22 protein-coding genes are annotated in these 24,488 nt (G+C 61.8%); 7 read left to right on the forward strand and 15 right to left on the reverse strand.

What is annotated here, in order from left to right:
• Nucleotides 1-105: 105 nt before the first annotated feature.
• From kwaB to ACWPWO_RS00365, 10 genes are all read right to left on the reverse strand, one after another.
• Complete coding sequence (kwaB, locus tag ACWPWO_RS00320; protein ID WP_285230738.1) at nucleotides 106-1,074, reverse strand: anti-phage protein KwaB; 969 nt, start codon at nucleotides 1,072-1,074, stop codon at nucleotides 106-108.
• A complete protein-coding gene (gene kwaA, locus ACWPWO_RS00325) occupies nucleotides 1,071-1,652 on the reverse strand; it encodes an anti-phage protein KwaA (protein ID WP_454003510.1) in 582 nt (193 codons plus the stop codon). Before kwaA ends, kwaB begins: the two co-directional genes overlap by 4 nt.
• A 2-nt stretch (nucleotides 1,653-1,654) precedes the next feature.
• Complete coding sequence (locus tag ACWPWO_RS00330; protein WP_454003512.1) at nucleotides 1,655-2,497, reverse strand: hypothetical protein; 843 nt, start codon at nucleotides 2,495-2,497, stop codon at nucleotides 1,655-1,657.
• A 47-nt stretch (nucleotides 2,498-2,544) separates the two neighbouring features.
• Nucleotides 2,545-3,060, reverse strand: coding sequence for a hypothetical protein (locus ACWPWO_RS00335; RefSeq protein WP_454003514.1), 516 nt, complete (start codon nucleotides 3,058-3,060; stop codon nucleotides 2,545-2,547).
• Nucleotides 3,050-4,777 carry a class I SAM-dependent DNA methyltransferase gene (locus ACWPWO_RS00340; protein ID WP_454006209.1) on the reverse strand — a complete coding sequence of 576 codons (1,728 nt, stop codon included), beginning with the start codon at nucleotides 4,775-4,777 and terminating at the stop codon, nucleotides 3,050-3,052. Before ACWPWO_RS00340 ends, ACWPWO_RS00335 begins: the two co-directional genes overlap by 11 nt.
• A 320-nt stretch (nucleotides 4,778-5,097) precedes the next feature.
• Entirely contained in the window at nucleotides 5,098-6,090 is a 993-nt protein-coding gene (locus tag ACWPWO_RS00345) for a restriction endonuclease (RefSeq protein WP_454006211.1), read from the reverse strand.
• 26 nt (nucleotides 6,091-6,116) lie between these two features.
• Complete coding sequence (locus ACWPWO_RS00350) at nucleotides 6,117-6,434, reverse strand: HVO_A0114 family putative DNA-binding protein (RefSeq protein WP_454003516.1); 318 nt, start codon at nucleotides 6,432-6,434, stop codon at nucleotides 6,117-6,119.
• A gap of 146 nt (nucleotides 6,435-6,580) precedes the next feature.
• Nucleotides 6,581-7,786, reverse strand: a complete 1,206-nt coding sequence (locus ACWPWO_RS00355; RefSeq protein WP_454003518.1) for a tyrosine-type recombinase/integrase — start codon at nucleotides 7,784-7,786, stop codon at nucleotides 6,581-6,583.
• A gap of 184 nt (nucleotides 7,787-7,970) precedes the next feature.
• A complete protein-coding gene (gene mnmE, locus ACWPWO_RS00360; protein ID WP_454003520.1) occupies nucleotides 7,971-9,344 on the reverse strand; it encodes a tRNA uridine-5-carboxymethylaminomethyl(34) synthesis GTPase MnmE in 1,374 nt (457 codons plus the stop codon).
• A 129-nt stretch (nucleotides 9,345-9,473) separates the two neighbouring features.
• Nucleotides 9,474-10,025 carry a helix-turn-helix domain-containing protein gene (locus ACWPWO_RS00365; protein WP_454003522.1) on the reverse strand — a complete coding sequence of 184 codons (552 nt, stop codon included), beginning with the start codon at nucleotides 10,023-10,025 and terminating at the stop codon, nucleotides 9,474-9,476.
• Between the two features lie 161 nt (nucleotides 10,026-10,186).
• Here ACWPWO_RS00365 and argE point away from each other — a divergent pair, with 161 nt between their 5' ends.
• From argE to ACWPWO_RS00385, 4 genes are read left to right on the forward strand one after another with little or no spacing between them, the layout of a single operon-like run.
• Nucleotides 10,187-11,383, forward strand: a complete 1,197-nt coding sequence (gene argE, locus ACWPWO_RS00370; RefSeq protein ID WP_454003524.1) for an acetylornithine deacetylase — start codon at nucleotides 10,187-10,189, stop codon at nucleotides 11,381-11,383.
• Nucleotides 11,384-11,416: 33 nt separating this feature from the next.
• Entirely contained in the window at nucleotides 11,417-12,391 is a 975-nt protein-coding gene (locus tag ACWPWO_RS00375; protein WP_454003526.1) for a threonine ammonia-lyase, read from the forward strand.
• 3 nt (nucleotides 12,392-12,394) lie between these two features.
• Entirely contained in the window at nucleotides 12,395-13,399 is a 1,005-nt protein-coding gene (locus tag ACWPWO_RS00380) for an ornithine cyclodeaminase family protein (RefSeq protein ID WP_454003528.1), read from the forward strand.
• A 31-nt stretch (nucleotides 13,400-13,430) separates the two neighbouring features.
• Nucleotides 13,431-14,402, forward strand: coding sequence for a tripartite tricarboxylate transporter substrate-binding protein (locus ACWPWO_RS00385; RefSeq protein WP_454003530.1), 972 nt, complete (start codon nucleotides 13,431-13,433; stop codon nucleotides 14,400-14,402).
• 146 nt (nucleotides 14,403-14,548) lie between these two features.
• Here ACWPWO_RS00385 and ACWPWO_RS00390 read toward each other — a convergent pair whose 3' ends face one another.
• From ACWPWO_RS00390 to rpmH, 5 genes are all read right to left on the reverse strand, one after another.
• A complete protein-coding gene (locus tag ACWPWO_RS00390; protein WP_454003532.1) occupies nucleotides 14,549-16,006 on the reverse strand; it encodes a catalase in 1,458 nt (485 codons plus the stop codon).
• A gap of 311 nt (nucleotides 16,007-16,317) precedes the next feature.
• A complete protein-coding gene (gene yidC / locus ACWPWO_RS00395; protein ID WP_454003534.1) occupies nucleotides 16,318-17,982 on the reverse strand; it encodes a membrane protein insertase YidC in 1,665 nt (554 codons plus the stop codon).
• A gap of 107 nt (nucleotides 17,983-18,089) precedes the next feature.
• Complete coding sequence (yidD, locus tag ACWPWO_RS00400) at nucleotides 18,090-18,332, reverse strand: membrane protein insertion efficiency factor YidD (protein WP_454003536.1); 243 nt, start codon at nucleotides 18,330-18,332, stop codon at nucleotides 18,090-18,092.
• The gene (locus ACWPWO_RS00405; RefSeq protein WP_454003538.1) at nucleotides 18,329-18,697 is read right to left on the reverse strand and encodes a ribonuclease P protein component; all 369 of its coding nucleotides are present in this window, start codon (nucleotides 18,695-18,697) and stop codon (nucleotides 18,329-18,331) included. Before ACWPWO_RS00405 ends, yidD begins: the two co-directional genes overlap by 4 nt.
• A 209-nt stretch (nucleotides 18,698-18,906) precedes the next feature.
• Nucleotides 18,907-19,041, reverse strand: coding sequence for a 50S ribosomal protein L34 (gene rpmH / locus ACWPWO_RS00410; protein ID WP_003800771.1), 135 nt, complete (start codon nucleotides 19,039-19,041; stop codon nucleotides 18,907-18,909).
• A gap of 225 nt (nucleotides 19,042-19,266) precedes the next feature.
• On the opposite strand from rpmH, the gene dnaA reads away from it, so the two are divergent.
• The 3 genes from dnaA (at nucleotide 19,267) to gyrB (ending at nucleotide 24,312) form a co-directional block, all read left to right on the forward strand.
• Nucleotides 19,267-20,670, forward strand: a complete 1,404-nt coding sequence (gene dnaA / locus ACWPWO_RS00415; RefSeq protein WP_454003541.1) for a chromosomal replication initiator protein DnaA — start codon at nucleotides 19,267-19,269, stop codon at nucleotides 20,668-20,670.
• A gap of 2 nt (nucleotides 20,671-20,672) precedes the next feature.
• Nucleotides 20,673-21,782, forward strand: coding sequence for a DNA polymerase III subunit beta (gene dnaN, locus ACWPWO_RS00420; RefSeq protein WP_454003543.1), 1,110 nt, complete (start codon nucleotides 20,673-20,675; stop codon nucleotides 21,780-21,782).
• A 76-nt stretch (nucleotides 21,783-21,858) separates the two neighbouring features.
• On the forward strand, nucleotides 21,859-24,312 hold the full coding sequence (gene gyrB / locus ACWPWO_RS00425; RefSeq protein ID WP_454003545.1) for a DNA topoisomerase (ATP-hydrolyzing) subunit B: 2,454 nt from the start codon (nucleotides 21,859-21,861) through the stop codon (nucleotides 24,310-24,312).
• Nucleotides 24,313-24,488: the final 176 nt, after the last annotated feature.

Below are 24,488 nucleotides of genomic sequence, written 5' to 3' on the forward strand. Positions count from 1 at the left end.
TCCGTATAGCCTTTTAGCAGCATGAGTACTCGATCAGCCGCACCATCCGTTCCTTCTGTGCGTGCAGCAGCGCTTTCTTGGCAGCGGTTTCCGACAGAAAAGCCATTAGTCGGTTTCCTCTACGCTTGGCTCTACAGCGTCTTTTGCGACACTGGCGTAATGAAATTTTGTGAGTTCAGAAGTTAGGAAATCGTCCATTAACACCTTGATGAATAAGTCCTTGGATACCTTGGTATCAAGTATCACTTTATTGCTTTCTTCATTAAATCGAATGCGACCAACAAGGTTGGGGAATGTCTGGCAAAACTGGACAATGCTTTCTCCTGAAATACCAGCTTTAAGTACAGGGGAAGCCTTGGCAATCTTGGTGAGGCGACGAGCATATTTCACATCATCGACAAGCTCTCGCAAGACATCCGGATTGGTCACCAACTCTGCCGAGACAATGGCATCAATGCCCAATGCAGCCTCCTTTTTGATTACATCGTGGAACCCGAAATTATGCTCTAGTGCTTCAAGATTCAGCACCAGCAAGGCATCATTAATCCGCAACATCTGAAATCCGGCACTGACGCGCAGAAATTCGTCATTCAGCCGTTCAAGTCGACTTTCATGTTTACGAAGAAAAAAACTCGACCGACCAAAGATATTGACGGGAGCCATAGTCTTGTACAAAACCAATTGGCCAATGTCGTTGCCCATTTCGATGAGTAGCGCCTTGATCGAAGACAGGCTTTTTTCATTCAAATCCAGCATGGGCAGATCATCTTGAGCAATGACAGCCTCAAGTGATGTCAGCTCTTCTGGGATATCGAGATCGTAAACATAGATGGCATTGACTCGCTCATCCGCACTCGACAAGGCAAGTACCGACAGTTCCTCTTTGCTAGAAATTTCGTCACACAGGCTTTGTAGAAACAAGGCCTTAAGGCCAGCCTGCGCATCGGCCTCAATGTCCAGCTTGAAAGGACCTGGATTATTGGCGTCCTTCATCAGCGCATACACGCAAACGCCGATATTGGTCTGATCGTTATAGTAGGCCTGTAAGGCCGCTTTCAGCTCATCGACGGTCACTTTGTTCCCCTGACGTAGTAAATTCTGTCATCCAGCTTTATGTAGGAAAGCTTTTGGTTCTCTACCAATCGCTCACGACAAATCAACGTGATACCTTCCCGCTCGCCATTCTTGAAATGACCACTGGCTCGGTAAATATGGAACCCAAGAAGAGCCAAAGACGGGTTGGCGTAAAACAGATCTGTCTTGATGTAGATGGTCCCCATCACTACCAGTAGCAACGCCAGTACAATCATTTGTCGACCGCTGCCGAAATCGAAGCTGATGAGTGGCACCACATAGGTGGCTAGAAATGTAAGGTGCTCGTAGTTGATGTTTTCCAGCTTCTTGACTTCAAAAGGTATCTCGTTAGCGCCTTTTAAATCGAAGTCAAAACGAAAATATGCAAACAGGCAGTAAAGCAACCCCAATATCGAAACCACGGGCAAAGGATTGTTCAGCACTAGGGCTTTCCAGCTCCCGGTATCCTTGAAAGAAAAGGAAGAAGCTGGAGGCTCCGCAGAAATAATGATAAAGAAGATGAAGAGCAGTCCGAGAGACAGGATGTAAAGGTCCACTTTCCGGCGTACGTTTGCCATGGTCACACCTTTTCCACAATACGTTCAGTATCGGGAACTCGCAGCTTGCCGGAGAGGAGCTTGGGGAGAAGGGTGTCGCGGAGTTTGGCAAGCTTCACTGATTCACGCTCTTTTTCTGAAATTTCTGCCGTAAGTGGTGAAATCAGAACATCAAACGCCTTCAATACATCTTGACATGGCGTAAGCATGGATAACTCCGCAAGTTTCAATCTTGATAATTCAGTCTGTCCCGTAGAACCCTCGCCCATGGCCTCGATGTCGGGCTGCATCCAATTGATGTAGCAACCCAAATATGAGCAATTGATCTCACCGCCAGCTCGAACAACAGTAACGTGAGAGTCCACAATGGTTGGTTCGCTCAGATGAAGCACCTGCGCAACTCGCCCTAAAGTCCCAACTCCGGTCGAGTTGACCAAGACATCGCCCACTTCAAGCGTCCTGCCATCAATTTTCCTTTGGCTTGGGTCGTGTCTCCGACCTTTCGACTCATCTACTCTGAAATCACGTATGCACTTCTGATTGAGAACAAGAACCCCGCCATCTTCTAGATATTTTGGGGAAATTCCCCTATTCAAATAGTCCGTGACAGCGCCAAGTTTTTTGATCCCCCACCCCTTCGGAATCTCCCCCAACTCCGAATCTTCCATTGCATCGGGAAACAGCACGGCAGTGGCGGCGAGTTGGTCGTGGTGCTCGCGGGGCATCTGGTCGAGCTCAAAGTCGGTCTTGCCGCTGATGGCGCGCATGGCGGCGCGCAGCGGGTCTTCGCCTTGCTCGATGGCGGCGATCCTGGAATTGACCGGGTCGAAATCGACAAACCAGGACTTGAAGATGGCTTGCGCCATAGCTTCGAGGTCTTGGCTGATGCGGCGGTTTAGGCCGCTCTTTCTGTCTAGCTTTTTAAGGAACTGTCCCTTACAAACATCCTCGAGCTCACGTGACCGCGGGTGATCTCGTATGCCGTCTTCTGCTTTAAAAAAAATGCAAAAGTCAGACAGCGCTTGCCACGATACGCGCTGCCTACCAGATGTCCCCTCCATCCGCGCTCAGCAAACGCCCTGAATTCGGGGTGGCGTGCCAAATAATATATATAATCTTCGTCGTATTCAGGGGCTTTAGCCGCCATGACGATGAATTCCGTTGACCCATGTGCAATGGATCCCGCAGGCAGCACATTCACTTTGGCTGTTTTACCATTTTCTAGGCACGGGGTGATACGGGAAAACAACGTGTCTCCGTTCTGAAAGCGCGCTCCTCCACCGGAAAATTCGCGTTCAGATACGTATGCGATATCACGCTGGTTTTCGGGTAGGGCTGCCATATCCACAAATGGTGCGACAGTACCGCGCTTGATGCCCCTTGGTGGATTGAATTCAACCACCTCGGTGATTTTCTGGTCAGCAGCCATACCCCAACCCCGCCAGATTCTTCTTGATCTCCGCTTCCAGCTTGGCACTCTCCGTAAACTGCTCTGCCAGTTGCGCCGTCAGCCGCTGCATCTTCTCCGCAAAGGGTTCGCCATCTTCTTCCTGCTCCGCCGCGCCCACATAGCGCCCCGGCGTCAGCACATGCTCATGCTTGCGCACATCGTCCAGCTTGGCGGAGTAACAGAATCCGGGCACATCCTCGTACCCTTCGCCCTGCTGCCAGGCATGAAAGGTATCGGCGATTTTCTGGATGTCGTCCGGGGTGAAGTCACGCAGCACGCGGTCTTTCATGTAGCCCATCTGGCGGGCGTCGATGAACAGGAACTCGCCGCGACGGTCGCGCTTTTTCTTGTCCAGGGCAAAGCCGTTTTGCTTGTCGCGGGTTAGGAACCAGATGCAGGCCGGGATCTGGGTGTTGGTGAACAACTGGCCGGGCAGCGCGACCATGCATTCCACGTAGTCGTCCTCGACCAGCCGCTTGCGGATTTCGCCCTCGTTGTTGGTGTTGGAACTCATGGAGCCGTTGGCCAGCAGCAGCGCCATGCTGCCGGTGGGCGCCAGGTGCCAGAGCATGTGCTGCAACCAGGCGACGTTGGCGTTGCCCTGCGGCGGTATGCCGGCGATCCAGCGCGGATCGGCGGCTAGCTTTTCGTTCCACCATTCCTTCATGTTGAAGGGCGGGTTGGCCATGACGAAATCGGCGCGCAGGTCCGGGTGCAGGTCGTTCAACAAGGTGTCGGCCGGGCCGGTGCCGAAGTTGAAGTCGATGCCACGAATGGCCATGTTCATCGCAGCCAGCCGCCAGGTGGTGGGGTTGCTCTCCTGCCCGTAGACGCTGATCTGCCCGGTCGCTTTTTTTCCTTGGCCATTGGCCGGTTTGCCACTGTGCTGTTCGATGAATTCCTCGCTCTGCACAAAGAAACCACCGGAGCCCATGGCCGGGTCGTAGACGCGGCCCTTGAACGGCTGGAGCCTTTCCACGATCAGGGTGACGATGCTCTTGGGCGTGTAGTACTGGCCGCCCTTCTTGCCTTCGGCCAGGGCGAACTGGCCGAGGAAGTATTCGTAGACGTGGCCGAGGATGTCCTTGGATTTCAGGTCCAGCGGCTGGCCCTTGTATTCGCGGGCAGCGAAGTCGGTATCCGAGAAGTGGCTGATCAGCCCGGCCAGCTTGCTGGAGTCGAGCTGCACGCGGGCGAAGTCCTTGTTCAGCACATTCTTCAGCCGGGCGTTCTCGCGCTCGACGGCTTCCATGGCGTTGTCGATTAGCCATCCGACCGAGCGCATTTCCTCCGGCTCGTCCTTGCCGGGCTTGTTCCAAGGTAGAGGGGCCTTGGGCGGCAGTTGCGCGCAGTCGCGCAGGGTTTGCCAGCGTGCTTCCAGAGGCACCCAGAACACGTTCTTCTCGGTGTAGTAGTCGCGCACTTCTAGCTCGGTGGCGATGTTGTCTTCGTACTCCTGGGTGCCTGCCCCGCCGTACTCGTCCGGGTCCATGTAGTAGTCATGGTCCGGATGGGTGAACTGCTCGCGCAGTTCGCGCTGCCGTTCTTCGAAGGCGTCGGAGACGTACTTGAGGAAGATCAGCCCGAGCACAACGTGTTTGTAGACGGCGGCATCGAGGTTGGAGCGCAGTTTGTCTGCAGCGGTCCAAAGTTTTCTTTCCAGGTCGTTGAAAAACTGTTGTTCGATGGGTCTCATGTCTTTGTTCCGTGTTGCGTCATGCCTGTCTTCCTTGCGGGCCTCGTTGGCTTGCCGCTTGATGGCCGCTGATGGTTCGGTGACGGGTTTGGGCAAAGACGAAACGCTCTCGGCCAAGGCAACCGAGCCGCCGCGCCCGCGCCCAGGGCGGATGCGGCCGTCGTCGATCAGTTGCTGCTTGACACGTTGGTAGATGCTGTCCTGCCAGCCCAGCGCTTCGAGCAGGTGCTGATTGCCCGCGCTGCCGCCAAGGGAAACCAATGTGCCGATGAATTGTTCGATCTGTTGTTCTGTGGAAGTCACTTGCTATTCCTCTGGCGTCAGGCAGGCCAGTACAGCCGCTTCAGCGGCACGATTCGTTTGGTTTCGGCGTCTGTAGCGTCGTAGTGCTCGATCAGAGCGCGCACCACATGGTCCAGCGTCCACATGGCCAGCGGGATGGCCGCTCGATCTGCTTCGTACTGGGCGTCCTTGGTGAAGCCGCCGGTATTGACGTACAACCCACGATCATCCTTGTGACGGCCACCGAGAAAGCTACGGATTTCCTGACTGCCCATCTGCCCTTTGCGGTGCTTGACCTCTACGACGATGCGCGGGTGTTCGAAGCCGAAGCCGTCGGGCGATGCGACGATGTCCTTGCCCCGGTCTGAGCCAGGTGGTGAAACTTGGGTCTTGTAGCCCATGGCGCGCAGGATGCCGGCGACCAGTTGCTGCATGTCGTCCCAGTCGAGTTCGTTGACCCGATCCTTGATGCGCTCCAGCGCCTGGGACTCAATGTCGGCCAGTGGATCGGCGATGACTTCCTCTGCTTCATCTTCCACAACCGGCACTGGTTTGCCATTCAGTGCTGCCAAAACTTCGGTTGCTGCGCTGGATGGCACTTCGAACAGGCTCATGGTCGGGCCCACCCTGTTCTCTGTGCTGGTGCCCAACCTGTCCCGCGGTACTTCCTGCGTTTGCCCATGCGCCTTGCGCGCCAGTGGCATGCCTTGTTCGGCCCACTCAGGGTGGTGTTCGGCTGGTCCCGTGACCTTACCGATCGAGTACAGGCGATTGGCTGGCGAATAGGTGATGACCCAGTCGCCATCCTGGATGTCGTTGACGAAACGCCAGACTTGGGATGCACCCGATACCACTGTGCCTTGTTTTGCCTGTGGTTCGGCAGACTGGTACAGGGCGATTAACTGCTTGCGTCCGACACCGGGTTTGGCATGGGCTGCCAATTGATTCCAGCCCACGGCAGTTACGCCGCGTTCTCGAAAGGCGTCATACAAGCTTCCGCCTTCGCCTCGCACCATCCACATCCGTGCCATTGCATTCCCTCTCGTATTCATAGCCATCAATCCAGCACGACCAAAAATTCGGTCGCTAGCGCAGTCGGCTGCACATCCCGGACATTGCGTTGCAGCGACACTAGGCCATAGTCCGCCATCAAGCGCAGCGTGCGCGACAGGTTCGGCACCTTGCGCCCGCTGAGTTCGGCCAGTTCGGTCAGGGACTTGGGTTGCTTGTCGTGGATCAGGCGTAACAGGCGGCGGTTGTCGTCGGAAAGCACGGCAGCCAGCCACGCCAGAGAGGGGAACCAGATGCTGGGCATCTCGCTCTTTTTCGGGGGCGGGCTATCCGGTCGTCGGATACCGACAATGCAGCGCTTCATGGTTTCCGATCCAATGACATGTCAGGTCACAATCATATCAGTGCCTGATAATCATTGGTGGTCAAGCACGCTGGCCGGAAATGGAAGGGACAAGGGAATGGCCCCCAAGGGACAACGGCCCTACCCGGAAAAGGAAAGGGCCGCCCTCAAGCCGAAGCGACACCGATCACCAGATTCCCCGACGGTGCCAGCCTGTCGACGTAATCCGCCCACGCCTGCAACATCTCACGCCGCTGTTCGGCGTACTCGGCCCGTTTGTAGCCACCGCGCACTCCGCCGATGGTGTGGTTCAGCGCCTTTTCCACCACATCCGAAGGCCAGCCCTGCTCGTGCAGCAGCGTCGATGCGGTGCGCCGCAGGTCATGGATGGTGAAGGCGGGGATCTCCTGCCCCTGCAATGACACCTTCAGCGCCTGGTTCAGCGCATTGTTGGCGAAGGGCTTGGCCAGAGTGCCACGCCCTGGCAGCACCCAGTTGCTGCTGCTGGCCAGCGGCTTGAGTTCCTTGAACAGCGTCTGCGCCTGGGTGGACAGGTAGACGATGTGCGGTTTGCCGGTCTTGGAGTTTTCGACCGGGATGTGCCATTCGCCTTCGTCCAGATGCACGTCCTTCCACTGCGCCAGCATCAGCTCGGACTTGCGCACCAGGGTCATCAGGATCAACTGGAAGGCGATCTTGAACTGGCGACGGATGTTAGAAGCCTGCATGGCGCGCAGGAACTGCCGGATTTCGTCCGGCGTCAGCGCCCGGTCGCGGGCGGCGGCGCGGTAGACGTGCCGCATCGGCAGGGCCATGACCGGGTTGGCCTGGATCAGGCCGCAGGTCAGCGCGTAGTCGAACATGCGCTTGAGCAGGCCGCGTACCTGGCCGGCGGCGGCATCGAAGCCTTGTTCCTTCTTGCGCCAGATGACGTCGCGCACGTCCTCGGCGGTGATGTCCCGAACCGGCTTGCTGCCGATGTGCGGCAGGATGTCCTTTTCCAGGTAGCGGCGAGGCATGATCACGTCCTTGCGGTCGCGTGACTGGATGTCCTTGAAGAAGCGTTCGGCGAATTCGGCCACGGTGGCGTCTTCTGCGCCAGCCACCTTCTCCTGCTGCTTCTTCCTTGCCGGCGATTCGCCCATCGCCACCTGCTGGGCCGCCTCGTCCCGCTTCAGGCGAGCGTTCTTCAGCGTCAGCGCGGGGTACTTGCCGAGCGTCAGCTTCTCGTACTTGCCATTCAGCCGGTAGCGGTAGCGCCAGACGACGCCTCCGGTCGGGAAGACCTCCACATACAGCCCCCGGTCGTCGGTGACCGTATAGGTCTTGTCCCTGGGCTTGAGTGCCTTGAGCGCGGTGTCGGTCAGTGCCATCTCATCCTCCGTATGTCCAAGTAGAAGGATGAAAGACAAGAATCCAGCTACTTGGAACCAAACTTGGACATAAAAGTGAGTGGCTTTGACTGTATCACCGAATCATTCAGAAGACGAAAATTCCTTTGTTTACGCGGTTTAAGGCCACACCATCAGACGTCAGTGGATGTCCATGGACTCCACCTCACTTCCCGATGCAGAAACTCGAGAAGATCTCCCCCAGCAGATCGTCGCTGCTGAATTCGCCGGTAATGGAGCACAGGTCCAGGTGGGCCAGGCGCAGTTCTTCGGCGAACAGGTCCAGAACCTGGTCGCTGTGGGCGGCGTGTTCGGCGGCCAGGCCCAGGTGGTGGTCGGCGCGTTCCAGGGCGCGCAGGTGGCGCTCGCGGGCCAGCCAGGGGGATTCGCTGCCGGGGTTCCAGCCCGCGATGTCCAGCAGGGTGCGGCGCAGCTCGTCCAGGCCCTGTTTGCGGCGGGCGGAGATGGGCAGCACGGTGGCGCCGTTTTCCTGGGCGGGCAAGGCGGCCTGTTGTTCGGGTGTGAGCAGGTCGATCTTGTTGTAGACGCGCAGCACGGGCACGTGCGCGGGCAGGCGTTCGGTGATGGCGCCGTCCAGGCTGTCCTGGGGCTGGCGGGCGTCCAGCAGGTGCACGATGACGTTGGCCTTGGCGATCTCGTCCCAGGTGCGGGCGATGCCGATGCGCTCGACCGTATCGTCTGTGTCACGCAGGCCGGCCGTGTCCACGATGTGCAGCGGGATGCCTTCGATGTGGATCAGTTGCATGACGCGGTCGCGCGTGGTGCCGGCGATGTCGGTGACGATGGCCACCTCTTCGCCGGCCAGGGCGTTGAGCAGGCTGGACTTGCCCACATTGGGCCGGCCGGCCAGCACCACGTGCAGGCCTTCGCGCAGGATGGCGCCCTGGCGCGACTGCTGCAGGATGCGGTCCAGTTCGTCCTGTATGCCTTGCAGCGTCTGCGCGGCCTGGTATTTCTCCAGGAAGTCGATTTCTTCTTCGGGAAAGTCCAGGGTGGCTTCCACCAGCATGCGCAGGTGGATGATGCGATCGGCCAAGGCATTGATGTTGTCGGAGAACACGCCCGACAGCGAGGCCACGGCGCTGCGCGCGGCGGCCTCCGAGGAAGCGTCGATCAGGTCGGCCACTGCCTCGGCCTGGGCCAGGTCCATGCGATCGTTCAGGAAGGCGCGCTGGGTGAATTCGCCCGGTTCGGCCAGGCGCAGGCCCAGTTCCCTGCCGGCCTGCAGGCAGCGGTCCAGCACGCGGCGCAGCACCGCCGGTCCGCCGTGGCCCTGCAGTTCCAGCACGTCTTCGCCCGTGTAGGAATGCGGGCCCTTGAAGAACAATGCGATGCCCTCGTCGATGGTCTGGCCCTGGGCGTCCCTGAAGGGCAGGAAATGCGCGTGGCGCGGCTGCAGTTCGCGGCCGAACAGGGTCTGCACCAGGGGAGCGAGCGCTTTGCCGGAGACGCGCACGACGCCTATGCCGCCCCGGCCGGGGGCGGTGGCAATGGCCACGATGGGAGAGGAACTGGACATGTCGGAAAAACGGAAATGGCGGGATGGGGCTATTGTAATGGAGGCGCACAGAAGCATTCCCCACGCTGTGAGGGCGGTATGCACGATGCCGTTGCGCGGAATCGGAAGTCAGCCCGGCAGCAGGTCAGCTCAGTTGTCGTTGACGCAGACCACCAGGATTTCCACGCTCTCGCCGTGCTCGCACAGGTAGATGTGGCCCAGGTTGCTGTCGAAGTAGATGCTGTCGCGCGCCTGCAGCACGTGGCGTCGTCCGTCCTGGAACTGCATGGTCAGTTGGCCGTCGATCACGAAGATGAATTCCTCGCCCTGGTGCTGGCTGAAGTCGCTGGCGTCGCGCGGCTGGCCGGCCAGCACGCGGCCGTGCATGGGGATCATCTTCTTGTTGATCCATTCGGACGCCAGCATGCCATACTCATAGCGATGGGCGTGGTAGGTGACGGTGCGCGAGGCGCGTCCCACCAGGATGTCCAGGCCGGATTCCTTCTGGTCGCGCGGCGTCTTGAACAGATCGGACAGATCCATCTTCAGGGCGCGGCTGACGGCCAGGAATTTTTCGTAGCTCAAGCCGATCAGGCCGCGTTCGGCCTTGGACAGCGTGGACAGGGAGACATTGGACAGGCGAGCCAGCATCAACAGGGTCAAGCCCTGTCGCTTGCGTTCATCGCGGATGCGCGTCCCCATCGCCGTTTTGCTCAACAGGTTGGGCGCGGTGCTTGCCGAATCTTTTGTCATAACCTATTAGAATAAAGGAAGCTTGTTTTATAGATATTATTAATTTTCTTATACGAAAACTCTGTCCTATCGTATGTAAGATATAAGGTTTACGTCAGGAGAAAAAAGGCATGACTGCGTTGTTTGATCCTACTGTTTATCCCTCCAGCTCGGTCGATTGGATCAAAAAGCTGATTGCTTATGATACGACAAGCCGTGAATCTAATCTTGGCCTGATCCATGATGTGCAAACCTATTTGCACCTGCAGGGCCTGGAGACGGTGCTGACGCACGACCCGAGCGGACGCAAGGCCAATCTGTTCGCCACCATTCCCGCGGCCGACGGCCGCCGCACGGGCGGCATCGTGCTCTCCGGCCACACCGACGTGGTACCCGTGGACGGCCAGAACTGGACCAGCGATCCCTTCAAGCCCGAAGTGCGCGACGGCCGCCTGTACGGCCGCGGCGCCTGCGACATGAAAGGGTTTGTGGGAGTGACCCTGCAACTGGTTCCCGAAATGCTGTCCACCCCCTTGGCGCACCCCATTCACCTGGCCTATTCCTACGACGAGGAAGTGGGCTGCGTGGGCGCCCCGGTCATGATCGACGATCTGGTGCGCCGCGGCGTGAACCCCGACGGCTGCGTGGTGGGCGAACCCACCAGCATGCGCACCATCGTGGCGCACAAGGGCATCAATGCCTACCGTTGCCGGGTGCACGGCCATGCGGCGCACTCCTCGCTGACGCCCAAGGGCCTGAACGCCATCGAATACGCGGCGCGCATCATCACGGCCATTCGCGAGCTGGCCGACGACTACAAAAGCCTGGGCCCCTACGACCACGATTTCGACGTGCCCTTCACCACCTTGCAGACCAGCATGATCCGCGGCGGCATCGCCCTGAATACCGTGCCGGACCTGTGCGAGTTCGAATTCGAGTACCGCAACCTGCCCGGCGTCGATCCCGAGCCCATTCTGCAGGAGATCCGCGAATTCATCGAAGGCCAGGTGCTGCCCGCCATGCGTCGCGAGCATCCCAACGCCGCCGTGGAGCTGGAGAAGCTGGCCAGCGCTCCCGGCCTGAACCCCGAGGAGCAGGCGGCCATCACCAAGCTGGTGCGCGAGCTGACGCGCGACGACACCGTGCGCAAGGTGGCCTACGGCACCGAGGCGGGCCTGTTCCAGCGCGCCGGCGTGCCGTCCATCATCTGCGGTCCGGGCAATATCGAACAGGCGCATCGTCCGGACGAGTACGTGGAGCTGGCCCAGATCGAGCAGTGCGAGCAGTTTCTGCGGGCCTTGATCCGCACCCAGGCCGTCCGGCCCTGACAGCCCGCAGAGGCTGGTTTCAGAGACACAACCATGACACAAGAAAAAGTTACCCAGGAAAATGTGGCGCGGGCGCATGAGCGCCTGCGCCCCTATGTGCGCCAGACGCCGGTGTTCGACTACGACAGCCGGCGCCTGGACAGTTCGGTCAATTTCAAGTTCGAACACCTGCAGCGCTCGGGCACCTTCAAGGCGCGCGGCGCCTTCAACAATCTGCTCAGCCTGTCCGAGGAGCAGCGCCGCCGGGGCGTTACCTGCGTGTCCGCCGGCAACCACGCCGTGGCCGTGGCCTACGCCGCCCATGAGATGGGCGTCAGGGCCAAGACTGTCATGATCAGCACGGCCAGCCCGGCCCGCGTGGCCCTGTGCCGCCAGTTCGGCGCGGACATCGTGTTCGCCGACAATGGCGAGCAGGCCTTCGAGCTGGTGCGCCAGATCGAACGCGACGAACAGATGAGCTTCATCCACCCGTTCAGCTCCTACCCCACCGTCATGGGCACGGCCACGCTGGGCTATGAATGGCTGCAGCAGGCCGGCAAGCTGGACGCGGTGCTGGTGCCCATCGGCGGCGGCGGCCTGGCGGCCGGCGTGTCGGCCGCGGTGAAGCTGTGGCAGCCCGACTGCGTGGTCTACGGCATCGAGCCCGCGGGCGCCAGCGTCATGGCGCTCAGCCGCGCCGCAGGGCAGCCGCAGAAGATCGGCGCCATGCAGTCCATCGCCGACAGCCTAATGGCCCCGCACACCGATGAATTCAGCTTCCGCATCTGCCAGGACAATATCGATGCCCTGGAGACGGTGACCGAGGACCAGATCCGTTCGGCCATGCATTTCCTGTTCGAGGAGTTCAAGATGGCCACCGAGCCGGCGTGCGCCGTGGCCACCGCCGCCTTGATGCATCCCTTGCGCGACCGTCTGGCGGGCCAGCGCGTGGGCGTGCTGTTCTGTGGTTCCAATACGGATACGGACACCTATGTGCGCCACATCACCACGCCGCTGGCGCGGGGGTGATCCATGGACCATTCCGTGTATGTGGCCAACGCCGACGAGGTGTTTGGCGGCCTGGAGCTGGGCGCGGCCATTGAATTGATGCGCCAGGGTTTTGCCGCCATGCAGCAGGGTCGGATCGACCAGCCGCTGCGCACCATCGTGCGCAGTCCGCTGGCGGCGGGCTTTCTGGGCATGATGCCGGCCTGCATCGACCTGCCCGAGATCTACCCCGAGCCCCTGTACGGCGCCAAGATGGGCACGCTGTTCCCGGACAATGTGCGTCTGGGCAAGGACCCGCACCAGGGCTGCGTGCTGCTCATGAGCGCCCGCACGGGCGAGACGCGCGCCATCCTGGACGCCAGCAGCGTCACCGCCCTGCGCACCGCGGCGGTGACCGGCCTGGCCACGGACCTGCTGGCCAGGCCCGATGCGAGCGTGCTGACGCTGTTCGGCGGCGGCCACCAGGCCTTGTGGCAACTGCGCGCCGTCGCCCAGGTGCGCGCCTTGAGCAAGGTGTTCGTGGTGACGCGATCGCCGGCGTCGGCTCGTCATTTTATGCAAGAGGCCCAGTCTTATATTGCTTGCCCCCTGTTTGCGGATGTGGCGCCCGAGCAGGCCGTGGCACAATCCGATCTGGTCTTGACCGCCACCAGTTCGGCCACGCCCGTGCTGCAGCGCGACTGGCTGCGGCCGGGCACGCATGTGACGGCCATGGGATCGAGCACCCCTGCCAGCCGCGAGCTGGACGGCCCCACTATGGCGGCGGGCCGCCTGTTCGTGGACCGGGCCCAGTCCACCCGCACCGAGTCCGGAGAGTTCCTGGACGCCTGCCGGGAGGGTTGGCTGAGCGCCGATACGCCGCTGACCGAGCTGGGCGCCATTCTGGAAGGACAGGCGCCGGGCCGTCTGGACCGCGAGGAGATCACGATATTCAAGTCATTGGGGCTGGCTTTCGAGGATGTGCTGACGGCCGCCGCACTGTTGAGTCGCCATGTCCGGGAAGGGCATGGACGTTTGGTTGAACTTTAAAAGCGTCATGAAGACGCCGGGGAGCTGAGCGATGAAGATGAAATGGGTGCAGGTTCTGGCAGGGGCCTCGCTGGCCCTGGCGACGGGCATGGCCATGGCGGCCAAGCTGCCGGACACGGTCCGGCTGGTGGTGGGCTATCCGGCCGGCGGCACGGCCGACGCCGTGGCGCGGGTCTATGCCGAAGAACTGCGCGAGAAGCTGGGCGTGAACGTGGTGGTGGACAACCGCGCCGGCGCAGGCGGCCAGGTGGCGGCCCAGGGCTTTCTGCGCTCGCCTGTGGACGGCTCCGTTCTGCTGGTGGCCAACAATCACATGATGACCACCCTGCCCCTGACGGTGAAGACCGTCACCTACGATCCGGTCAAGGACTTCCTGCCCGTGGCCGTCATCGCCAAGTTCGAACACATCTTCGTGGTGGGCAAGACCACGCCGGCCAATACCCTGGCCGAATATGTGGAGCTGGTGCGCAAGGAGCCCGAGAAGTACGGCCATTACGGCATTCCCGCGCCCGGCAGCGCGCCCCAGTTCCTGGGCTACAGCATCGCCAAGAAGAACGGCATCCAGATGACGCCGGTGCCCTACAAGGGCGGCGCGCCGCTGATCAATGACCTGCTGGGCGACCACATCCCCGCCGGCATCGATGCGGTGGGCATGATCACCGAGCACGTGGCGGCCGGTTCGGTGCGCGTGCTGGGCATCACGGGTCCCAAGCGCCTGGACATCCTGAAGGACGTGCCGACCTTCGTGGAAATGGGCTACGGCAATCTGGAGGCCTCGGGCTGGATGGGGATTTTCGCTCCCGTCGGCATGGAGCCCGAACTGGTCAAGCAGTTCCAGGAAGCCTTCAACGAGGTCGCCAAGAACCCCAAGATCGAAAAGGCCATCGTGCCTATCGGCTTCCGTCCTTCCTCTGGAGACGGCCAGGAGCTGGCGCGCACCGTGCAGGAGGACCTGGACACCTGGGGCCCCATCATCAAGGAATCGGGCTACCTGCAGCAGTGATGCGCAGCGCCTGAATGCTGAAAACCCGGCCTCGGCCGGGTTTTTTCACGCTTGCGGTCTACTTGCCGCGGGGGCCCGAAGCCCGAAAAAGAGAAACCCCCCAACCTTGCGGTTGGGGGGTTAATGCTCCCTAAGGAGCCAGTTCGCTAAAACTGTACTTGAAATGTACCACGCTTTTTCAGCTCTGCATAGACCCCTTCGCCGTAGGCCGGATCCGCCTTGCGGAAGTGGCCCAGCTGGCGCTCGATGATCTCCTTGGGCACGTCGGCCATGGCGTCCGCGATGTTGCTGAAGAGGCGTTGTTTTTCCTCATCATTGAACAGGCGGAACAGATTGCCCGGTTGCGTGTAGTAATCATCGTCCACGCGGTGATCCCAGTGATCGGCGGCCTGGCCGTCCAGCGCCAGAGGCGGTTCCGTGCGCGGGGCCTGCTGCCATTGGCCCTGGCTGTTGGGGTCGTAGTTGATGGTGCCGCCCTGGTTGTCGCCCACGCGCATCGCGCCGTCGCGGTGGTAGCTGTGATGGAAGGGACAGCGCGGCGCGTTGACCGGCAGCAGGCCGTGGTTCACGCCCAGGCGGTAGCGCTGGGTGTCGCCGTAGGAGAAGATGCGGCCTTGCAGCATGCGGTCGGGCGAATGGCCGATGCCGGGCACGAGGTTGGCCGGCGTGAAGGCGGCCTGCTCCACCTGCGCGAAATAGTTGCTGGGGTTCTCGTTCAGTTCCAGCACGCCCACGTCGATCAGCGGGAAGTCGCCGTGCGGCCATACCTTGGTCACGTCGAAGGGATTGATGTGGTAGTTGCGCGCCTGCTCTTCGGTCATGACCTGGATGCGCAGCGACCAGCGCGGGAAATTGCCTTTCTCGATGTTCTCGTACAGGTCGCGCTGCGAGCTTTCCCTGTCCTGCCCCACCACGGCGGCGGCTTCGGCATTGGTGTAGTTGGCGATGCCCTGCTGCGACTTGAAGTGGAACTTCACCCAGTGGCGCTGGCCCTGGTCGTTGATCAGGCTGTAGGTGTGCGAGCCGAAGCCGTGCATCTGGCGCAGGTTGCGCGGCAGGCCGCGATCGCTCATCAGGATGGTGATCTGGTGCAGGGATTCGGGCGAGAGCGACCAGAAGTCCCAGGCCGCCGCCATGTTGCGCATATGGGTGCGCGGGTCGCGTTTCTGGGTGTGGATGAAGTCGGGGAACTTCAGTGGATCCCGTATAAAGAAGACAGGAGTGTTATTGCCCACCAGGTCCCAGTTTCCTTCTTCGGTATAGAACTTGATGGCGAATCCTCGTACGTCGCGTTCTGCATCTGCGGCTCCTGCCTCACCGGCTACGGTGGAAAAACGTAAGAAAACGGGGGTGCTGCTGCCTGGCTTGAAGACCTTGGCCATGCTGTAGCGGCTGATGTCGTGGGTGACCGTGAAGGTGCCGAAGGCGCCCGAGCCCTTGGCGTGCACGACGCGCTCGGGGATGCGTTCGCGGTCGAAGTGGGCCAGTTTTTCCAGCAGCCAGAAGTCCTGCATCAGGACCGGTCCGCGCGGACCGGCCGTCATGGAGTTCTGGTTCTCCTCGACCGGGCGGCCGGCGGCGGTCGTCAGGGTTTTGTTGCTCATGGCGATTCTCCGTGGAAGCTGACCCGGAGTATGGGTCGTGTTAAGAAGTTGGAACCAGTCTACCTGCCCTGTCGAAATTAGTTAAATTGAATGAACTAAGTGAAATTATAGGTTTTGGCTATCGCGAACTCGACCTCTTCCTGAGCATAGCCTGAAGCCATGTCTGAAGGGCAAAATAGGTCCCCGCGCTGCGCTTTGGGCTTGTTGTCCGCCGAGGAGGCGCGCTTTCCGCCAGGGGCTGCTCGGCGTTCAGGCGCCCGGCGAAAAAAAACCCCGCCGGTTCGGCGGGGTTCTGGCTTGCGCGGGCTGGATCAGCTGTGGGCAGCCTTGGCGCTCTTTTTCTCGATCTGGACGGTGATGTAGCGCTGCTGGGCGATGGACAGGATGTTGTTCACGCACCAGTACAGCACCAGGCCGGCCGGGAAGAAGAACATCATGCCGCCGAACACCAGAGGCATCAGCATCATGACCTTGGCCTGCATAGGATCAGGCGGGGTGGGATTGAGCTTGATCTGCAGGAACATGGTGCCCATCATGATGGCGGGCAGGATCATCCAGGGATCGCGCGCGGCCAGATCGTGGATCCAGAGGATCCAGGGGGCGCCGCGCATCTCCACGCTGCCCAGCAGCACCCAGTACAGGGCGATGAACACGGGGATCTGCACCAGCATGGGCAGGCAGCCGCCCAGGGGATTGATCTTCTCCGTGCGGTACATTTCCATCATGGCGGCGTTCAGCTTGGCCTTGTCGTCGCCGAATTTCTCGCGCAGGGCCTGCATGCGCGGCGCGAACTGCTTCATCTTGGCCATGGAGCGGTAGCTGGCGGCCGACAGCGGGAAGAACACCAGCTTGATCAGCACGGTCAGGGCGACGATGGCCCAGCCCCAGTTGCCCAGCAGGGCGTGCAGCCAGGTCAGCAGCTTGAACAGCGGCTTGGCGATGATGGTCAGCCAGCCGTAGTCCACCACCAGGTCCAGGCCGGTGGCCAGTTGCGACATGGCCTTCTGGTCCTGGGGGCCGACCCACAGTGCGGCGTCCACGGCCTTGCTCTGGCCGGCCTCGATGGCGCCCACGGGTTCGAGCGTGCGCACGGCGTACAGGTTGTTGCCCAGCTTCAGGACTTCGTTGGTGCGCTTGACGTCCTGGGCAGGCACCCAGGCGGTGGCGAAGTAGTGCTGCACCATGCCGATCCAGCCGTTGTCCACGTCGCGGGCGTAGCTGGCCTTGTTCTTGTCGATGTCCGAGAAGGTGACCTTCTGGAACTTGTCGTTGCTGGAATACACGACGGGACCGGTGAAGGTGCTGTACAGGCGCGAGGAATCGGGCGGATTGTTGCCGTCGCGGGTCAGCTGCAGGTAGAGCGTGGGCGAGATCGCGGCGCCGCTCTGGTTCTGGATGTCGTGGCGCACCTGGATGTCGTAGCGGCCCTTGTGCAGGGTGTAGGTCTTGGTGACCTTGACGTCGCCGGAGGTGGCTTCGAAGACCACGTCCAGGGAGTCGCCGGTCAGGGCGCGCTCGGTGGACACCAGGGTGAAGGGCGTCAGGTGGTTGGGCAGGTTCTGGCCGGCGGCGCCGACCACGCCGGACTGGGCCAGGTAGGTGGAGCCGGCGGAGTTGTCCAGCAGCACCATGGGCTGCTCAGGCGCTTCGGGCGAGCCGTACTTGAGCAGTTCGGCCTTGATCAACTGGGCGCCTTCGGTGCTGAAGCTGAGCTTGTACACGTCCGTGGTGATGTCCACGGTCTGGGCCGAGGCGGACACGACGCTGTTGGTCGCGGGCAGCGCGGCGGGGGCGGTCGGCTGGTGGCCGGCGGGCACGCTGCCGTCGGCGGCGGGCTCGGGAGCTGCCTGCGTCTGCGTGGTGGCTGGAGTGGAAGCGAACAGCGAAGGCTTGCCGTTGTATTCCTGCCAGTTGTTCCACAGCAGCAGCAGTGAAAACGAGAAGATCATCCAAAGGATGGTGCGTCGGATATCCATAGCGCCTGTATCACATTTATAAAGCTGAGCAAAAGCTTAGCAGTTTAACGTAGCTGGCCGGCAAACAGGGGATTTGTCCGTAAAAACAAGGCGTCGGCCAGGACGGGTCAGGGTGTGTTGCGGTTGTCCGGGTGAGGCGGCGGCACGGGGTCGTGGCCGCCCTGGCACCAGGGGTTGCAGCGGCAGATGCGGCGAGCGCCCAGCCACAGCCCTTTCAGGGGGCCGTGAATGTCGATGGCCTGCAAGGCATAGTTGGAACAGCTGGGGGTGAAGCGGCAGTTTCTTCCGATCCAGGGGCTCAGGAAGAACTGGTAGAAGCGGATCGGCGCCGAGGCCAGCCTGCGCATCATGGCCGGGCCCGGGACAGCAGCGCGTCGGCTTCGTCGCGCACCAGTTGCTTGAGGGCGGTCAGCGAGACCAGCGGCACCTTGCCGTGCAGCCGGAAGACGTAGTCGGCATCGGGCAGATGCGCGCGCTTGTGGCGGAAGGTCTCGCGGATGATGCGCTTGATCGTGTTGCGGGTGACGGCGCGGGCGGCGAAGCGCTTGGGAATGATGAGCCCCAGGCGCGCCCCGTCGTCGGGACGTTCGCCGGCCCCGGCGCGAGAGCGGGTGACCACGAACAAAGCCCCGCGACCTACGCGCTGCCCCTTGAGGGACTGGGCGTATTCGGTGGGGCTATGCAAGCGAGCCGTGGCTGGAAAGGAGGCACGCATGATGCGCAAGGCAGTTTGGGACGCGGGGAGCCTCTGAGCAAGTCGAGCGGTAAGCGGTCGTTGCGGGTCGGGATGGGATGCTAGGCGTGAACCGCAGCGATAGCTTGGCTATCGCGAGGATTTGCAACGCGGCAGACCGCCCGAATCCGCAAAGGCACGCGGCGCGGGGACTTGTTCAGAGGCTCCCTGACCACGCATCCCGTCATGGCTTATACAGCCAGGCGCTTGCGACCCTTGGCGCGACGTGCGTTCAGAACAGCGCGGCCGCCGCGGGTCTTCATGCGAACGCGGAAACCGTGGGTACGCTTGCGACGGGTAACAGAGGGTTGGTAAGTGCGTTTCATGGTGTGTCCAAAGAAAAAGAGCCGCCAGAAATCGCAGAAATCTTTCCACCCCCAAGGCGATGTCCCGGGGATCTGGCAACAGAAATTCGTGTTAAGCCCACCATTTCAGCAAATTTTTTGTGTCGTGTCAATCGTTTAGCGGCGCGGCTTCAAACATATTTGTACGGCCTGTGGATAACTTGGGGCAGGACAGGGTAGAATTGAGGTTTACTGAAGTGAAGACCGATGAATGAATTCTGGCAGTCCTGCGTCCAGAAACTGGAACAGGAGCTTCCCCCCCAACAGATAAGCGCGTGGATACGTCCACTGGTCCCGCTCGACTTCGACGACGAAGCCGGGGTGCTGCGTGTTTCTGCTCCCAACCGTTTCAAGCTGGACTGGGTCCGCAAGAATTTCGCCACCCGCATCGAAGAGCTGGCCTCGGACTTCTACGAACGTCCCGTCACGGTGCAGTTCGAGCTGCCTTCGGCCAGCGCGGCGCCTCGTCGCGCCCTGGCCGACCGCGCCGCGCCCGCGGTCGAGCCCGGCGAATCGGGCGCGGCGCCCGCGCCTGCGCCCGTCTCCGCCAACCCGGCCCTGGCGGCCGCCGCCGAAGCGGTGCAGGACCGCTCCCGGCTGAACGCCGACCTGACCTTCGACAACTTCGTCACCGGCAAGGCCAACCAGCTGGCGCGGGCCGCCGCGCTGCAGGTCGCGGAAAACCCGGGCGTGTCCTACAACCCGCTGTTTCTGTATGGCGGCGTGGGCCTGGGCAAGACCCACCTGATCCACGCCATCGGCAATGCGCTGGTGGCCAGCGGCAATGGCGTGCGGGTGCGCTACGTGCATGCGGACCAGTATGTGTCCGACGTGGTCAAGGCCTACCAGCGCAAGGCCTTTGACGAATTCAAGCGCTACTATCATTCGCTGGACCTGCTGCTGATCGACGATATCCAGTTCTTCGCCGGCAAGAACCGCACCCAGGAAGAATTCTTCTACGCCTTCGAGGCCATGGTGGCGCAGCGCAAGCAGATCATCATCACCTCGGACACGTACCCGAAGGAACTGGCCAACATCGACAGCCGCCTGATCTCGCGCTTTGACTCGGGCCTGACGGTGGCCATCGAGCCGCCGGAGCTGGAGATGCGCGTGGCCATCCTGCTGCGCAAGGCCCAGACCGAGGGCATCGCCATGCCCGAGGAAGTCGCCTTCTTCATCGCCAAGCACCTGCGCAGCAACGTGCGCGAGCTGGAAGGGGCGTTGCGCAAGGTATCGGCCTACGCGCGCTTCCACGGCCGCGAAGTGCTGACGGTCGAGGTGTGCAAGGACGCCCTGAAGGACCTGCTGTCGGTCTCCAACGGGCAGATCACGGTGGAGAACATCCAGAAGACCGTGGCCGACTTCTACAAGATCAAGGTCGCCGACATGTACTCCAAGCGTCGCCCGGCCAATATCGCCATGCCGCGCCAGGTGGCCATGTACCTGGCCAAGGAGCTCACCCAGAAGAGCCTGCCGGAAATCGGCGATCTCTTCGGCGGACGGGACCACACCACGGTGCTGCACGCCGTGCGCAAGATATCCGACGCGCGCACCAAGCAAGCCGAACTGAATCACGCATTACACGTACTGGAACAAACTCTCAAAGGATGACCATGCAACTCGTTCAAGCGACCCGTGACGCATTGCTCAAGCCCTTGTCCACCGTCGTCGGCATTGTGGAACGCCGTCATACACTGCCCATCCTCGCCAACATCCTGTTGCGCACGTATGGTCCGGACGTCTCCTTCCTGGCGACGGACCTGGAAGTGCAGATCACCACCAGCGCCGACTTCGGCGTGGGCGGGGACACGGCGGCCACGACGGTGGCGGCGCGCAAGCTGCTGGACATCCTCAAGGCGCTGCCTGACTTCGGCGAGGTCAAGCTGGGCCTGGACAGCGGCAAGCTGACCATCCAGTCCGGCAAGAGCCGCTTCCAGCTGCAGACGCTGGAGGCCGCGGACTTCCCCACCCTGAACCAGCCCGAGCAGTGGGACGTGTCCCTGAGCCTGCCGCAGCGCACGCTCAAGCACCTGTTCAACACGGTGCACTTCGCCATGGCCCAGCAGGACATCCGCTACTACCTGAACGGCATGCTGTTCGTGTTCGAGCCCGGCTTCGTGCGCACCGTCACCACCGACGGCCACCGCCTGCCCCCCAACGCCCCCGCCATCGACGGCTTCCAGGCCCGCCACGACGTCATCGTGCCGCGCAAGACCGTGCTGGAGATGCAGCGCCTGCTGGCCGAAACAGACGACCCCGTGCAGATCGACGTGGCCAGCGGCCAGATCCGTTTCCGCTTCGGCGACGTGGAATTGATCTCCAAGCTGGTCGAGGGCAAGTTCCCCGACTTCGCGCGGGTCATCCCCTCCAACTACACCCGTCATTTCGATGTCAGCCGCGAGGCCCTGCAGGGCAGCCTGCAGCGCGCCGCCATCCTGACCACCGACAAGCTGCGCGGCGTGCGCCTGCAGTTGTCCCAGAACCAGCTCAAGATCTCGGCGTCCAACGCCGAGCAGGAAGAGGCGGTCGAAGAGCTGGACATCGATTACGAACACGAAAGCCTGGATGTGGGCTTCAACGTGAGCTACCTGCTGGACGTGCTGGCCAACATCAAGGACGAGACCGTCCGCTGGTCGGTGAAGCCGGATGCCAACGCGTCGGTGCTCATGACGCTGCCCGAAGAAGAAGCCTTCAAATACGTGGTCATGCCGATGCGCATCTGATGCGTTCGTTCCCACAGGCGCGGCCCGCCGGGCTGCGCCGGCTTGAAGCAGACAGGCAACTACAAGGTTTTACGCTATGACCGAACAAACCACGACCACCCAGCAAGCCGATTACGGCGCCGATTCCATCAAGATGCTCAAGGGCCTGGAAGCCGTGCGCAAGCGCCCGGGCATGTACATCGGCGATACGTCCGACGGCACCGGCCTGCATCACATGGTGTTCGAGGTGGTGGACAACGCGATCGACGAGGCCCTGGCGGGCCATTGCGACGACATCGTGGTCACCATTCACACGGACAACAGCATTTCGGTATGCGACAACGGCCGGGGCATCCCGACCGACATCCACAAGGATGACGAGCACCAGCGCAGCGCCGCCGAGATCGTCATGACCGAGCTGCACGCCGGCGGCAAGTTCGACCAGAACTCCTACAAGGTGTCCGGCGGCCTGCACGGCGTGGGCGTATCCTGCGTGAACGCTCTGTCCGAATGGCTGCGTCTGACCATCTGGCGCAACGGCAAGGTGCACGAGCTGGAATTCCGCCGCGGCGAGCGCACCGCCCCGCTGGCGGTCACCGGCGAAGCGGGAGCGCGCACCGGCACCTGCGTGCGCTACCTGGCCGACCAGGAAATCTTCACCCAGATCGAGTACCACCACGAGATCCTGGCCAAGCGCCTGCGCGAACTGTCCTTCCTGAACAATGGCGTCAAGATCCGCCTGGTCGACGAGATCCAGGGCAAGGAAGAAGACTTCGCCTTCCTGGGCGGGGTCAAGGGCTTCGTGGAGTACATCAACCGCAACAAGACGGCGCTGCATCCCAACGTCTTCAACGTCACCACCGAATCGAACGCCGGCGGCGTGCCCGTGACCGTGGAAGTGGCCATGCAGTGGAACGACAGCTATGCGGAAACCGTGCTGTGCTTCACCAACAACATCCCGCAGCGCGACGGCGGCACGCACTTGACGGGCCTGCGCGCGGCCATGACGCGGGTGATCAACAAGTACATCGCGGACAATGAGCTGGCCAAGAAGGCCAAGGTGGATACGTCGGGCGACGACATGCGCGAAGGCCTGGTCTGCGTGCTGTCGGTCAAGGTGCCCGAGCCCAAGTTCAGCAGCCAGACCAAGGACAAGCTGGTCTCCTCCGAAGTGCGCCCCGCCGTGGAAGAGGCCGTGGCCCGCACCCTGGAGACCTGGCTGCTCGAGAATCCGAACGATGCCAAGGCGCTGTGCGGCAAGATCATCGAAGCGGCCCGGGCCCGCGAGGCCGCCCGCAAGGCCCGCGAGATGACCCGCCGCAAGAGCGTGCTGGAAGGCGCCGGCCTGCCCGGCAAGCTGGCCGACTGCCAGGAAAAGGATCCTTCCCTGTGCGAACTCTACATCGTGGAGGGCGACTCGGCCGGCGGTTCGGCCAAGCAGGGGCGCGACCGCAAGTTCCAGGCCATCCTGCCGCTGCGCGGCAAGGTGCTGAACGTGGAGAAGGCGCGCTTCGACCGCCTGATCTCCAGCGAGCAGATCACCACCCTGATCACCGCGCTGGGCACCAGCATCGGTCCGGACTTCGACATCGAGAAGCTGCGCTACCACCGCATCATCATCATGACCGACGCGGACGTGGACGGCGCGCACATCCGCACCCTGCTGCTGACGCTGCTGTACCGCCAGATGCCCGAGCTGATCGAGCGCGGCTACGTCTACATCGCCCAGCCGCCGCTGTACAAGGTCAAGGTCGGCCGCGAGGAAATGTACCTGAAGGACGACGCCGAGGAAGCCGAATTCATGCTGAAGCTGGCGCTGCGCGATGCGGTGCTGACGCCGGCCGCGGGCGCCGAGCCCATCACCGGCGAGCCTCTGTCCGAGTACGCGCACCGCTACGTCAAGGCCAAGAGCGTGATCGAGCGCCTGTCGCGCCACATGGACGGCGACGCCCTCTCGGCCCTGGCCGAAGGCGTCAAGCTGAACCTGGAAGGCCAGGAGCAGGCCGAGCAAAGCGCCCGGGACCTGCAGCAGGCCCTGTTCGACGAGGCGGCTCCGCATGCGGTCAAGGTCTTCGCGGCCTACGACGAGGCCAGCGACGCCTGGCGCGTCATCGTGCAGCGCCTGCATCACGGCAATATCCGCGTCACGGTCTTTGACCGTAACTTCGTGCGCGGCGCCGACCACCAGACGCTGGCGCGCGCCGGCGAGATCTTCGCCGGCCTGATCGGCGAGGGCGCCGTCATCGTGCGCGGCGAAGGCGACAAGCGCCGCGAGGCCCGCGTGGACGACTTCCGCGAGGTCATGCAGTGGCTGCTGTCCGAGGCCGAGCGCGGCCTGAGCAAGCAGCGCTACAAAGGCCTGGGCGAAATGAATCCCGAGCAGCTCTGGGAAACCACCATGGACCCCGCCGTGCGCCGTCTGCTGCGCGTGCAGATCGCCGACGCCATGCACGCCGACGAAGTCTTCACGACGCTGATGGGCGACAACGTCGAGCCGCGCCGGGCCTTCATCGAGACCCATGCCTTGCAGGTGGGGAATCTGGATATCTGATCGATCAAATCTGGCTATGGAACCAACACGTACTGTGAAAGAAGGGAGGCTGCTTATAGGCAGCCCCTTTTTTTCGCAGCGGATTTATCGCGGGGCGCTGTAACAGGGCATGTTCCTTACTGTGGGGCACAAGTTGTTTTACCCTAGCTATTTCCCGTCTTTAGGCATGGGCGGTG

The organism is Alcaligenes sp. Marseille-Q7550 (genome assembly GCF_965112015.1).

Coding starts and splice junctions, on each gene's coding strand:
- kwaA (WP_454003510.1), bottom strand. CDS start 1,652: ATGGCAAACGTACGCCGGAAAGTGGACCTTTACATCCTGTCTCTCGGA.
- ACWPWO_RS00330 (WP_454003512.1), bottom strand. CDS start 2,497: ATGGCGCAAGCCATCTTCAAGTCCTGGTTTGTCGATTTCGACCCGGTC.
- ACWPWO_RS00335 (WP_454003514.1), bottom strand. CDS start 3,060: ATGGCTGCTGACCAGAAAATCACCGAGGTGGTTGAATTCAATCCACCA.
- ACWPWO_RS00340 (WP_454006209.1), bottom strand. CDS start 4,777: ATGAGACCCATCGAACAACAGTTTTTCAACGACCTGGAAAGAAAACTT.
- ACWPWO_RS00345 (WP_454006211.1), bottom strand. CDS start 6,090: ATGGCACGGATGTGGATGGTGCGAGGCGAAGGCGGAAGCTTGTATGAC.
- ACWPWO_RS00350 (WP_454003516.1), bottom strand. CDS start 6,434: ATGAAGCGCTGCATTGTCGGTATCCGACGACCGGATAGCCCGCCCCCG.
- ACWPWO_RS00355 (WP_454003518.1), bottom strand. CDS start 7,786: ATGGCACTGACCGACACCGCGCTCAAGGCACTCAAGCCCAGGGACAAG.
- mnmE (WP_454003520.1), bottom strand. CDS start 9,344: ATGTCCAGTTCCTCTCCCATCGTGGCCATTGCCACCGCCCCCGGCCGG.
- ACWPWO_RS00365 (WP_454003522.1), bottom strand. CDS start 10,025: ATGGGGACGCGCATCCGCGATGAACGCAAGCGACAGGGCTTGACCCTG.
- argE (WP_454003524.1), top strand. CDS start 10,187: ATGACTGCGTTGTTTGATCCTACTGTTTATCCCTCCAGCTCGGTCGAT.
- ACWPWO_RS00375 (WP_454003526.1), top strand. CDS start 11,417: ATGACACAAGAAAAAGTTACCCAGGAAAATGTGGCGCGGGCGCATGAG.
- ACWPWO_RS00380 (WP_454003528.1), top strand. CDS start 12,395: ATGGACCATTCCGTGTATGTGGCCAACGCCGACGAGGTGTTTGGCGGC.
- ACWPWO_RS00385 (WP_454003530.1), top strand. CDS start 13,431: ATGAAGATGAAATGGGTGCAGGTTCTGGCAGGGGCCTCGCTGGCCCTG.
- ACWPWO_RS00390 (WP_454003532.1), bottom strand. CDS start 16,006: ATGAGCAACAAAACCCTGACGACCGCCGCCGGCCGCCCGGTCGAGGAG.
- yidC (WP_454003534.1), bottom strand. CDS start 17,982: ATGGATATCCGACGCACCATCCTTTGGATGATCTTCTCGTTTTCACTG.
- yidD (WP_454003536.1), bottom strand. CDS start 18,332: ATGATGCGCAGGCTGGCCTCGGCGCCGATCCGCTTCTACCAGTTCTTC.
- ACWPWO_RS00405 (WP_454003538.1), bottom strand. CDS start 18,697: ATGCGTGCCTCCTTTCCAGCCACGGCTCGCTTGCATAGCCCCACCGAA.
- rpmH (WP_003800771.1), bottom strand. CDS start 19,041: ATGAAACGCACTTACCAACCCTCTGTTACCCGTCGCAAGCGTACCCAC.
- dnaA (WP_454003541.1), top strand. CDS start 19,267: ATGAATGAATTCTGGCAGTCCTGCGTCCAGAAACTGGAACAGGAGCTT.
- dnaN (WP_454003543.1), top strand. CDS start 20,673: ATGCAACTCGTTCAAGCGACCCGTGACGCATTGCTCAAGCCCTTGTCC.
- gyrB (WP_454003545.1), top strand. CDS start 21,859: ATGACCGAACAAACCACGACCACCCAGCAAGCCGATTACGGCGCCGAT.